Here is a 12502-nt window from a genome sequence, read left to right on the forward strand (position 1 = left end):
TCATCATTTTTATACCTGTTTTTTTATTCAAAATAAACAGTAAAGGCTTTTTTTAATGGTGGATATTGAATTTATACCTCATTTTGTTGCTTAATCTATACATCAGCTAACACAGCTAACAAATTATGGGAATAAATTATGGACAAGTCATTTATCGAACATCAGCAACAAATTAGTTTTGTGAAATCGTATTTCTCACGTTTACTTGAAAAAGAATTAGGGTTAATTGAAGTTCAAGGGCCAATCCTAAGCCGTTTAGGGGATGGTACTCAAGACAACTTATCGGGCAGTGAAAAAGCCGTTCAAGTAAAAGTGAAATCAATTCCAGGTGCAACCTTTGAAGTGGTTCATTCTTTGGCTAAATGGAAACGTAAAACATTAGGGCGTTTCGGTTTTAGTAAAGGCCAAGGTCTATACACGCATATGAAAGCGTTGCGTCCGGACGAGGATCGCTTAACCCCAATCCACTCCGTCTATGTTGATCAGTGGGATTGGGAAAAAGTGATGGCAGATGAGGAACGTACACTTCCTTATCTGAAGCAGACAGTGGGTAAAATCTATAAGGCAATAAAAGAAACAGAAGCTGCCGTAAGTAAAGAGTTTGGGTTGGCACCGTTCCTGCCAGACCAAATCCACTTTATTCACAGTGAAGAATTGTTACAGCGCTATCCTGATTTAGATGCGAAAGGGCGTGAACGTGCAATCGCGAAAGAATTAGGCGCAGTATTCTTAATTGGTATCGGTGGTAAGCTATCTAGTGGTGAATCACATGATGTTCGTGCGCCAGACTACGACGACTGGACAACAAAAAATGAAGACGGTTTTTGTGGTTTGAACGGCGACATCATTGTGTGGAACCCTGTTTTACAGGACGCATTTGAGCTTTCTTCAATGGGAATTCGCGTAAGTCCGGAGTGTTTGACCCGTCAATTAAAGTTAACTGACGATGAAAAACGTATGGAATTAGAATGGCACCAAGCGTTAGTCAAAGGCGAAATGCCACAAACTATCGGTGGTGGCATTGGCCAGTCGCGCTTAGTCATGTTACTTCTTCAACGCCAACACATTGGCCAAGTGCAATGTGGTGTATGGGGTGCTGAAATGCAAGAATCCGTTGAAGGTATGCTGTAGTTAGCGACTAAAGCGGCGTAACAACCTGCTTTTTAACCCAGTATCAAAACGCCAAATATGGTCAAAGATTTTCATGATGCTGGGTTTCCCATAATTTGACACAGATACCGCATGGAAGCGGTATTTACCTTTCTTTTGCATGGTTTTTATTTTTTGAATCAACTCATCAGGTAAACGCTGAGCAACAAAATCAGAAATCACCACGGCATCTGCATCTATCCACTGCTTTGATTCCAATTTTATTGCTGTTTCTTGCAAACAAGCCGCAAGATCAGTCCCACCTTTAAATGTTTGATGTAAAAATCGAATACATTGCTCTAGACCATCAATAGAAAGTAAATCGTAATGCACAATTTCTGTGGAAAATAACATTACATGACATGAACGGTTATCCGCTAGCGCAATTTTCATTAATGCGAGGCAAAAAGCTTTTGCACAGCGTTCATTTAAACCGCCCATCGAACCTGAGGTATCAATACATACAACAAATGGACCTCTCGGTTGTTCTTCATCATGGTGATGTGTTATTGGGCGAAGAACTTTCCTTTCTTGCCAGCTATCTCCTTGTAATCGATAAGTTAGAAGCTGTTTTTCAAGTAATTTTCGATAGAACTCAAATTCAATATCTTCAAGACCTAACATAGCGAGTTCTGCAGGTAATAAGCGTAAAATATCGTCACTTTGATTTAAGCCATTAACTTGCTCAGGAACAGTTTCAGGTACTTTTTCCATGATAGTCATCGGTTCTAGCACCACGCTATCATCAGGGATTGCTTGTGCAGTTTGGCTACGGCCTAATAATTGGGCTATTTTTTCTAATTCAGGTTGCTGACGTAAAAATTCACTGTATCGGCTTAATAATTGGTCATTATAAGCTGAAGTCATGTTTACACCTTTGGTTAAATCCCACAACCGGCCAGCAGCACGTTCATTTTCACCTAAGATATCCTCTAAATTGCCACTTAGTGCTAATCGGCGCTGTAGTTCCGCCAGCAATTGTTCTTTTTCTTGTTCTAACATTTCTTTATGTAGAGTCGTCACTTGTAAAATTAAACTGACTCGCCATTTTTGTACAAACAGTGATTGCCTTGCACTGCGATTTTCTATTTTCCCACTCTGTAACTGATGTGCCTCACGGTAAAAAGGGGAATCCAGTTGGTGAAGTTTTGCTATGACACTCGGTAATTGGATAAAAAAAGCATCGGTTGAAATGCCAAGAGATTGACGATAGAGCTCAAATTCTTCCGAAAGTTGAGCAGGAACGAGCGCATCTTGCATACGCTGTTTGAGATCTTTTTTCCAACCAGATAAATCTTTTAGTAACGCTTTTTTTAATCTAGGGTGTTTTTCAAAAAAGACCGCCAATTGAGGGGTTGCTAGCAAAGATATAATTATCTCCTCGATTAATTGACCTTCATTAACCGAAAGCAGCATTTCTAGTGTGGCTAAACTCATCATCGTTATTCAGCCACTTTACCTGTGATTTGGTTACGTAATTGGCTTAGTTTTTCCGTGAGTTTCATGAAGCTTTGTTCAATATCTGCAAGCCAGTGTGATTCAATAAATAAGTTGGGCTGCTGTTTTTCAAACTGATAGCGTGCGGATTGAACTTCTTCTTGAATTTTATCTAGTTTGTCTAGCCATTCTTGGTTATTTGTATTTGGCACGAGTGATGAGGCTTTATCTTGAATATATAAAGTAGATGATTGATGACTTACATCTAATAACTGTATTTGGTTTAAATTATTTACCTCAGCGGCAATGTCTTGTGCAAAACCAATCCCATTTAGGTGAGCGGATAGTGTCGTTCCTTTATTTAAGAACGTTATCAGTGATTTTTTATCAGTAGTTACAAAAGTCACTTTCATATTATGTAGTTGCAGTGGACGATGTAAAAACAGGGTAATTCGACCGTCACTGATATTTTCGGGCAGTACATATGACGCTTTACGAGCAAACATCGCATTGTTTTTATTGACTTTAAATGCGTCTTGGTTGTTTTGGTCTTGGGTCGATGACATCCATTGCTGATAAATCTGCTCTATTTCTCGAGTCAACTTTCTCTGCTGCCAGCCATCATCTTGTAATAATGACTGTAATAGTTGCGGTAAAGTCTTCATCGATTGCATGTCATGCCAGAGGCAATCTTTTAATAACACAAGATCTAGAGGAGATACGCTGTTGCGACCATTAAAGAAAGCACTTGCTTGTAATAGGTAAACTGCTTTTTTCCAGCGCCTATCGGAAACATAAAGTTGTTTATCTGTAGCATCTAATTGTTGGCGTAATTGATAAATAAGTTCAAAACAGTGATCGGGTAGCGTAATTTTGGGAATTTCTTGTTGCCATTGTTGGTACTCTTCATCGCTAATTTTTAAATGTTCTGGCATTTGAGATTCATTCAGCGATGATTTTCCTGTTAATAGTGCGCGAAAATTTTGTTTTTCTTGCACTTTATCCAGCCAAATACGTACTAGCATTCTGTCGAATAGCGCCTCAAGGCTATTATCTGCATCAGGTAACTCATTTGATGCTGTGACTAATAACCGCATCGGGATGGATTTTTCTTCATCACCATTACGGAACTTGCGCTCATTTACCGCGGTTAATAAAGTATTTAAGATGGCAGGGCCTGCTTTCCATATCTCATCAAGGAATACGACTTCAGCGTCAGGTAAATAACCTTTGGTTAAACGTTCATATCGCCCTTCATCTTTTAGCGCTTGTATTGAAAGCGGGCCAAATATTTCTTCAGGTGTTGAAAATCGCGTCATTAAGTACTCAAAAGCATTTGCCTGACGAAAAGCATATTTCATTCTTCGTGCAATCAAGCTTTTGGCAATACCCGGAGGGCCTAATAGAAATACGCTTTCGCCGCTTAATGTGGCTAATAAGCACAAACGAATAGCCTGCTGGCGTTCATATAAACCGCTTTCAAGGTAATTGCTTAATTGGGCAATTCGTTCAGCAAGCTGCATTATTCATTCCTTTTATTAATAGAGGCGTTGATATCAAAACTATCAATTTCTTTTATTACATACTGCGACCTATTTTTCCATTTTTCTTTGATATGCCCCAATAAATAAGAAAAAACGATTCAGCTACAAGTGATTCAATAAGTTATTGTTTTTAAGCTTTTCTAATGGGAACGAAACGTTTCGATACTGATCACAAATATCAACTATCAATATTGAGTTGTGATTTATCTTTACTATGATTACATGAGCGAAACGTTTCGCTTACTAGAATGGCGGTGAAAAATGAAAAAGGGTGTTTTGCTTAATGCCAACGTTACCTCTGTAATTGCCAAGTTAGGTCATACGGACCAAATAACGCTTGCTGATGCCGGTTTGCCTATTTCTCAAGGAACGGAGCGCATTGATTTAGCGATTACACAAGGTTTACCCGATTTCATGTCAGTTTTAAGTGTCATTACTCAAGAGATGCAAGTCGAAAAAGCCATTCTAGCGGAGGAAATCAGTACCATTAACCCTCAAATGGAAGACGCTATTTTAGCTCACTTACAACAGTTAGAAGTCACCCAAAATAATACGATTGAAATTATTTATTGCAGCCATGAACGTTTTAAACAGCTGACTCATGACAGTAAAGCGGTGATCCGCACTGGAGAATGTTCACCGTTCGCTAACATTATTCTTTGTTCTGGTGTGACTTTCTGAGGTGATTATGCAACCTTTATTAGAACTTATCGGGATCGATAAATCATTTCCAGGGGTAAAAGCCCTCAATGGGGCGACATTAAATGTCTACCCAGGAAAAGTCATGGCGCTGGTAGGGGAAAATGGGGCTGGCAAATCAACCATGATGAAAGTGCTGACGGGTATTTATAAAAAAGATGCCGGTCAAATCCGCTATTTAGGTAAAGAAGTCGCATTCAACGGCCCTAAAAGCTCCCAAGAAGCAGGAATAGGGATTATCCACCAAGAACTTAACTTGATACCTGAATTAACCATCGCAGAGAATATTTTTCTTGGTCGAGAGTATGTTAATGCATTTGGCAAAATTGACTGGAAAAAAATGTTCAGTGAGTCAGACAAACTGCTTAAACGGCTTAACCTTTATTATGATAGCCATCAAACTATTGCAGAGCTTTCTATTGGCGAACAACAAATGGTGGAAATCGCTAAAGTCCTGAGCTTTCAATCACAAGTCATTATTATGGATGAACCCACAGATGCGTTAACCGACACGGAAACAGAATCCTTATTTAGAGTTATCGAAGACTTAAAAGCTCAAGGTTGCGGTATTGTTTATATTTCCCATCGTTTAAAAGAAATTTTTGAAATTTGCGACGATGTAACGGTGTTTCGCGATGGCCAGTTTATTGGTGAGAAACCCGTGAGCGAATTAGAAGAAGAAAAACTCATTGAAATGATGGTTGGTCGTAAACTTGAAGACCAGTATCCAAGAGTTGATGTGCCTGAAGGGAGTATCCGTCTGCAATTACAAAATATATCTGGCCCCGGTGTTACTGATGCGAGCTTTACCTTGAAAGCGGGGGAAATCTTAGGGGTTTCTGGCTTGATGGGGGCTGGGCGTACTGAACTGATGAAAATCATTTATGGTGCAGCAGCAAAGAAAACAGGGGTTATCACTCTTGATGGTAAAGAAATCACACTAAAAACGCCTCAAGACGGCTTAGCTAACGGTATTGTCTATATTTCTGAAGATCGTAAACGTGATGGATTAGTATTAGGTATGTCAGTGAAAGAAAATATGTCATTGACAGCATTACGTTATTTTAGCCGCGCTGGTGGCAGCCTCAAACATGGGGAAGAACAGCAAACTGTGAGTGATTTCATTCGCTTATTTAATATTAAAACCCCTTCTATGGATCAAATTATTGGCAATCTTTCCGGTGGTAATCAGCAAAAAGTGGCCATTGCACGTGGGTTAATGACAAGGCCAAAAGTATTGATCCTTGATGAGCCAACGCGAGGTGTTGACGTTGGTGCTAAAAAAGAAATTTATCAACTAATTAATCAATTTAAGAAAGAAGGGCTGAGTATCATTTTAGTTTCTTCAGAAATGCCTGAAGTAATAGGAATGAGTGACCGTATTTTTGTTATGCACGAAGGTCATATCAGCGGCGAATTTTCTGCTAAAGACGCGACTCAGGAAGCCTTAATGGCTGCCGCAGTGGGTAAAAATTACGGCTCAGTTAAGGAGTTATCAGCATGAGTTCAACTACCGCATCATCAAAACGCTGGTTCAGCAAAGCATGGCTGATGGAGCAAAAATCATTAATCGCACTATTAGTTTTGATTGCCATTGTATCAACATTAAGCCCGAATTTTTTTACGGTTAATAACCTATTCAATATCTTACAACAAACCTCCGTTAATGCCATTATGGCCGTTGGAATGACATTAGTTATCTTAACGTCAGGAATTGACCTCTCAGTTGGGTCTTTATTAGCCTTAACGGGCGCAGTTGCTGCCTCAATGGTTAGTGCTGACGTGAATGCGTTAGTGGCTGTTGCGGGGGCGTTGGCGTTAGGTGCCGCAATTGGCGCATGTACAGGCGTGATTGTTGCAAAAGGAAAAGTCCAAGCTTTTATTGCGACTTTAGTCATGATGCTACTACTGCGCGGCGTGACACGAGTTTACACAGATGGCAGCCCTATCAATACAGGGTTTAGTGATAACGCCGACTTGTTTGGTTGGTTTGGTATTGGACGCCCATTTGGTATTCCTACCCCTGTATGGTTGATGATCATCGTTTTTGCTGCAGCGTGGTATATGTTGCACCATACTCGCCTTGGTCGTTACATCTACGCACTTGGTGGGAATGAAGCGGCTACCCGTCTTTCTGGTATAAATGTCGATCGCATTAAAATAGCGGTTTATGCCTTATGTGGACTGCTAGCGGCATTGGCGAGTGTCATTGAAGTTGCACGTTTATCATCGGCTCAGCCAATGGCAGGTAATGGGTATGAACTTGATGCTATCGCTGCGGTTGTACTTGGTGGTACCAGCCTTGCTGGTGGTAAGGGGCGTATCGTCGGTACATTGATTGGTGCGCTTATCCTTGGTTTCTTAAACAATGGATTAAACTTATTAGGAATTTCGTCAAACTACCAGATGATTGTTAAAGCTGTCGTCATCTTACTTGCTGTACTTGTTGATAATAAAAAGTAACCCTACAGGAAAATTATTATGAAACTGAACAAACTAGCAACGTTATTATCGGCAGTTGCACTGAGTGCAACTGTTAGTGTCAATGCGATGGCGAAAGATAGCATTGCACTCGTAATTTCTACATTGAATAACCCATTCTTTGTGACGATGAAAGACAGCGCACAAAAAGAAGCGGATAAACTAGGTTATGAGCTGATTGTTTTAGATTCTCAAGACAACCCAGCCAAAGAGTTAGCAAACGTACAAGATTTAACCGTTCGCGGTACAAAATTAATGTTAATTAACCCAACAGATTCAGATGCGGTGGGTAACTCAATATTAATGGCGAATAAAGCGAATATACCCGTAATTACTTTGGATAGAGCGGCTAACAAAGGTGAAGTTGTCAGCCATGTAGCTTCTGATAACCGCATGGGCGGGAAGATGGCCGCTGACTACATTGCACAAAAAACAGGCAGTGAGGCTAAAGTTATTCAATTAGAAGGCATTTCAGGCACATCAGCCGCACGTGAGCGCGGTGAAGGTTTTAACACCGGTGCGAAAGAGCACAAATTCAATTTACTGGCGAGCCAACCGGCTGATTTCGATAGAACAAAAGGCTTGAACGTAATGCAGAACTTGTTAACGGCACATCCAGCTGTTCAAGCGGTATTTGCACAAAATGATGAAATGGCATTAGGGGCATTAAGAGCTCTGCAAACTGCAGGCCGTACCGATGTTCTAGTTGTCGGTTTTGATGGAACAAATGATGGTATCAAAGCCGTTGAAGGCGGAAAATTAGGTGCAACTATTGCACAGCGCCCAGACCAAATTGGGATTGTTGGTGTACAGATTGCAGATAAAGTCTTAAAAGGCGAAAAAGTAGATTCAACGGTTCCGGTTGAATTGGAATTAGTGGTAAAACAATAAGATAAAAACCGCTGCGGTATACTGCGGCGGTTTATTTTAGTTTGCAATTCATTGGGTCATCAAAAAAGGAAATAAACGTTATGGGTACAGCAAAGCTGGTGGTTCTCGGTAGTATCAATGCTGATCATATATTAAATGTTAAGCATTTCCCTCAACCGGGTGAAACAGTTAGGGGTGATCATTACCAAGTTGCGTTTGGTGGAAAAGGTGCTAACCAAGCTGTTGCTGCTGGTCGCAGTGGTGCTGACATAACATTTATTGCCTGTGTTGGTGATGACGATATTGGGGCGAGTATAAAAAAACAGTTATCTCTCGATAACATTAAAACCGAATGTATTGATGCCATTGAAGGTGAAACGACAGGTGTCGCCCTCATTTATGTGAATCAACAAGGGGAAAATACGATTGGTATCAATGCAGGTGCAAATGCGCAACTTACCAAGGAAAGGTTAGGCGATTATCAGCAAAAAATTGTGGAAGCGAGTGCGGTATTGATGCAATTGGAATCTCCCATTGAAACAGTACAAATGGCGGCTGAAATAGCGAAGAAAAACAATACAATAGTCATTTTGAACCCAGCGCCAGCTCAATCCTTACCTGATTCATTATTATCATTAGTGGATATCATCACACCAAATGAAACAGAAGCTGAACATTTAACAGGCATTGCGGTTAATGATAATCAAGGTGCTCAGGATGCGGCTGAAGCCTTACACCAAAAAGGGATTAGTAAAGTGATGATAACACTCGGTTCTCGAGGTGTTTGGTATAGTGAAAAAGGTGTAGAAGGTAAAATAATTTCTGCATTTCGCGTAAAAGCAGTGGATACTATTGCCGCAGGTGATACATTCAATGGGGCTTACGTTACTGCACTGCTGGAAGGTAAGGCTGACGAAGAAGCGATTATTTTTGCCCATGCGGCAGCAGCGATAGCGGTGACTCGCCCTGGAGCTCAACCCTCTGTTCCATGGCGTAAAGAAATTGACCAGTTTTTGACTCAACAGGATTAACTTGTGGCAACAATGAAAGATGTGGCACGCCTTGCGGGGGTGTCGACATCCACCGTCTCTCACGTTATTAATCAAAATCGCTATGTCAGCGAGAGCATTACCGTACGCGTTAAAAATGCGATTGAAGAGTTAAATTATGCCCCTTCTGCGCTGGCGCGTAGTTTAAAAATGAATCGTACGAATACGATTGGGATGTTACTGACAACAAGTAATAACCCATTCTACGCTGAGGTAGTGCGGGGTGTAGAACGTAGTTGCTACGAACGCGGTTATAGTTTGATTTTGTGCAACACTGAAGGCGACCTTCAGCGAATGAATCATAGCTTAGAAACATTGCTACAAAAGCGTGTTGATGGGTTACTGATTATGTGCACTGAAGTACAGGGGCCATCAAAAAATGTTTTGGCTCGTTACCCCGCTGTGCCAACGGTTATGATGGATTGGTCTCCATTCGAGTCAGATGGAGACATTATTCAAGATAACTCTTTTCTTGGTGGGGAAATAGCCACTCGTTACCTTATTAAAGCAGGTTTCACCCGTATTGCATGTATTGCAGGGCCTCAAGATAAATCACCAGCAAGAGCGCGTCATCAAGGTTTTATTCAAGCCATGACTGATGGCGGCATTAATATTTATGATGATTATATCATTTTCAGTGATTTTGAATTTGCTGGTGGGTTTGAGTCAATGAATAAATTGCTTAGCTTACCTACCCCTCCCGAGGCTATTTTTGCAGGTAATGATGCGATGGCGGTGGGAGCTTATCAAGCGATATACCAAAAGGGCTTGAAAGTGCCCGATGATATTTCAATCATTGGTTATGATGATATCGATCTTTCGCCTTATATGATCCCACCACTTACAACAATTCATCAGCCAAAAGATAAGCTAGGCCAACAGGCTGTTGACCAACTTATTTATCGTATGGATAACCCAGAGGCAAAGGCAAGCGTTTTGGTTCTTACCCCTGAGCTAATTGAGCGCCAATCGGTTAAAAAATATTAATTCTTCGCTTTTTTGGTTTTATTTTTTATTAAATTATCACCGTCTGTCTTACTTAATAATAAGAAGACAAAAGCTGAGATAAGCGTAATGACACCAACGGTAATAAAAGTGTAGTGAAAATTATCGACCGTATTGCTATTAGGTTGCCCACCATAGAAGTTTAAGATTGCAGCACTGACTGCAATACCGAAGCTTATCGATAGTTGCTGAGTCACAGCTAACATACTATTTCCCGCACTTGCATTATTGTCTGTTAAATCAGCCAAGCAAATAGTATTCATTGCAGTGAACTGCACTGACATCACCATTCCTAAAATAAATAAAGGTACGATTAACAGGTAAATCGACATACTTGGTGATTGCAAGGAAAACTGTGCGATCATTAATCCAATAATTATGGTGATAACAAATAATGTATTACGGTAGCCGTATTTAGTCAGGATCCGAGTAACGCCCGACTTAGCAGTGATTGAACCAATTGCAAGTGGCGCCATCATCATTCCCGCCACAACGGCTTCATAACCAAAACCCACCTGCAACATTAATGGCATTAAAAATGGGATACTGCCTGTTCCCAAGCGTGTTGCGATATTACCGCTGATCCCAATAGAAAAAGTGCGTGTTTTAAATAGATTTAGTGGGATTATTGCATGCTTAACTCGCCTTGCGTGAAGAACATAAATAAATAAGAAGAGAAAACCCACTAAGACAATAATTGCAGGAACAGAGGCAGGGAGGGATTTATCACCAAATAAGTCTAAACTAACAGATAGCATGACTAAGCCAAAACCAAACAATAAGAATCCGAGCGTATCAAATTTACGTTTTGGCATTTTAAAGTCGGGCATATGTTTTAAGGCATAAAAAATACCTAAAACACCTATAGGAATATTAATAATAAATATCCAATGCCAAGTTGCATAGGTTACTAAGATACCGCCTAACAGAGGCCCCAATATTGGGCCAACTAAACCTGGAATAGTGACAAAATTTAATATTGGTAGTAACTCACTTCGAGGGTAAGCCCTTATTAAGGCTAAACGAGCCACTGGCATCATCATTGCCCCACCAATACCTTGAATAACCCTAGAGGTTACTAAGAAATTTAAGGATGGCGAAAGGGCACAAAGTAATGAACCAAGAGAAAATAAGGAAACCGCTAGAATAAATATACGTCTTGTACCAAATCTATCAGCAAACCAGCCGCTTACAGGAATTAATAGCGCAACAGTAAGCGTATAGCTAACTACAGCTGATTGCATTGCAAGCGGTGAGTGATCAAGGCTTCTTGCAATATCGGGTAAAGCCGTATTCAAAATGGTGGCATCGAGCGCTTGCATGAAAAAGGCCATTGCCGCAATCCATGGAAGGCCAGACATATTTTTTGCTGTTTTGAACATCAGTTACCTATACAAATAAATGAAAGCTTCAATGGGATATTGTTTTACTAGTCTTGCTTTTGGGTAGTTGTTAGTAAGTTATAGCAAAGGTCGAGTGCTATTGTACTTTTACCATGAATAATTGCATTGGCAAGTTGTTGATGAATTTCGACCTCTATAACCTCATTATTAGTAATGACATCAAAGTAACGCTGATAAATTGAACGGAATAAATTAGCAAAAGAAATTAGAAAAGGATTGGCACAAGCTTTATAAATAGTTAAATGGAAATGATAATCAACTTTTACCCAATGTGCTCTATCAAATTCTTTGGCGAGTAACTGCATTTCACTGGCTAATAGTTGTAATGACTGTTTTTGTTCTTTTGTTGCATGTATAGCAGCAAGGTAACAAGCTTGAGGTTCTATTGCGAGTCGAACGATTTTAAAGTGCTTCATTACAACAGATTGCTCTTCACTATTAGACCACCACGTTAAGAGATCTTGGTCTAAAAAATTCCAATTTGAAGGAGGCATAACACGGGTGCCTATTTTGGGGCGTGCTAATACCATGCCTTTTGCTGCTAATATTTTTATTGCTTCTCTTATAGCTGTTCGACTTGCTTGGAATTGTTCTGATAATTCTAATTCGCTAGGTAAAATGGAGTCTGGTAAATAGGTGCTGGTTAAAATCAACTGTCCAAGATTTTCTGCAATAATATAAGAGCGATTTTTTTGTGAGGCTGTTTGTTGCTTACTTAATTCCATAATTCATCTCAAAGCATAATTCTTAGATACATATATTACGTGAGTAGATGTACAATTGCTGCTGAAATAGTCAATCCACAGACCAAATTTAACTTATAAATGCCTTTTTGGCTAAAAAAAACACGAACAAAATAAAAACG

General features: G+C 40.0%; 11 protein-coding genes. 7 read left to right on the forward strand and 4 right to left on the reverse strand.

The features are described from left to right. The first annotated feature begins 138 nt into the window (after positions 1 to 138). Positions 139 to 1131 carry an aspartate--ammonia ligase gene (asnA, locus tag PSE60_RS18670; RefSeq protein ID WP_004906722.1) on the forward strand — a complete coding sequence of 331 codons (993 nt, stop codon included), beginning with the start codon at positions 139 to 141 and terminating at the stop codon, positions 1129 to 1131. On the opposite strand, the gene viaA is transcribed toward asnA, so the two are convergent. Both viaA and ravA read right to left on the reverse strand, forming a co-directional pair. Continuing rightward, the gene (gene viaA, locus PSE60_RS18675; protein WP_272666408.1) at positions 1132 to 2589 is read right to left on the reverse strand and encodes an ATPase RavA stimulator ViaA; all 1458 of its coding nucleotides are present in this window, start codon (positions 2587 to 2589) and stop codon (positions 1132 to 1134) included. A gap of 2 nt (positions 2590 to 2591) precedes the next feature. Beyond that, the gene (ravA, locus tag PSE60_RS18680; protein WP_272666409.1) at positions 2592 to 4109 is read right to left on the reverse strand and encodes an ATPase RavA; all 1518 of its coding nucleotides are present in this window, start codon (positions 4107 to 4109) and stop codon (positions 2592 to 2594) included. 282 nt (positions 4110 to 4391) lie between these two features. Between ravA and rbsD the strand changes: the two genes are divergently transcribed. The 6 genes from rbsD to rbsR all read left to right on the forward strand — a co-directional run bounded on the left by rbsD (position 4392) and on the right by rbsR (position 10216). Further along, entirely contained in the window at positions 4392 to 4811 is a 420-nt protein-coding gene (gene rbsD / locus PSE60_RS18685) for a D-ribose pyranase (protein ID WP_004906713.1), read from the forward strand. 7 nt (positions 4812 to 4818) lie between these two features. Next, positions 4819 to 6333: a ribose ABC transporter ATP-binding protein RbsA gene (gene rbsA, locus PSE60_RS18690; protein ID WP_272666410.1), complete on the forward strand. Its 1515-nt coding sequence runs from the start codon at positions 4819 to 4821 to the stop codon at positions 6331 to 6333. Beyond that, positions 6330 to 7292 carry a ribose ABC transporter permease gene (rbsC, locus tag PSE60_RS18695; RefSeq protein WP_210835512.1) on the forward strand — a complete coding sequence of 321 codons (963 nt, stop codon included), beginning with the start codon at positions 6330 to 6332 and terminating at the stop codon, positions 7290 to 7292. Before rbsA ends, rbsC begins: the two co-directional genes overlap by 4 nt. Positions 7293 to 7310: 18 nt before the next feature. Then, positions 7311 to 8201 (forward strand): ribose ABC transporter substrate-binding protein RbsB, encoded by an 891-nt coding sequence (gene rbsB / locus PSE60_RS18700; protein WP_210835513.1) that lies wholly within the window; start codon positions 7311 to 7313, stop codon positions 8199 to 8201. An 80-nt stretch (positions 8202 to 8281) separates the two neighbouring features. Beyond that, positions 8282 to 9211, forward strand: a complete 930-nt coding sequence (gene rbsK, locus PSE60_RS18705) for a ribokinase (RefSeq protein ID WP_272666411.1) — start codon at positions 8282 to 8284, stop codon at positions 9209 to 9211. Positions 9212 to 9214: 3 nt separating this feature from the next. After that, on the forward strand, positions 9215 to 10216 hold the full coding sequence (rbsR, locus tag PSE60_RS18710) for a ribose operon transcriptional repressor RbsR (RefSeq protein WP_210835517.1): 1002 nt from the start codon (positions 9215 to 9217) through the stop codon (positions 10214 to 10216). Here rbsR and mdtD read toward each other — a convergent pair. Together mdtD and PSE60_RS18720 are read right to left on the reverse strand one after the other, a co-directional pair. Next, a complete protein-coding gene (gene mdtD, locus PSE60_RS18715; protein ID WP_210835523.1) occupies positions 10213 to 11616 on the reverse strand; it encodes a multidrug transporter subunit MdtD in 1404 nt (467 codons plus the stop codon). The two genes, rbsR and mdtD, sit on opposite strands and share 4 nt — an antisense overlap. A gap of 47 nt (positions 11617 to 11663) precedes the next feature. After that, positions 11664 to 12362: a FadR/GntR family transcriptional regulator gene (locus PSE60_RS18720; RefSeq protein WP_210835525.1), complete on the reverse strand. Its 699-nt coding sequence runs from the start codon at positions 12360 to 12362 to the stop codon at positions 11664 to 11666. Between the last annotated feature and the right edge of the window lie 140 nt (positions 12363 to 12502).

It is taken from the genome of Providencia sp. PROV174 (assembly GCF_028480685.1).
Lineage (GTDB): Bacteria > Pseudomonadota > Gammaproteobacteria > Enterobacterales > Enterobacteriaceae > Providencia > Providencia rettgeri.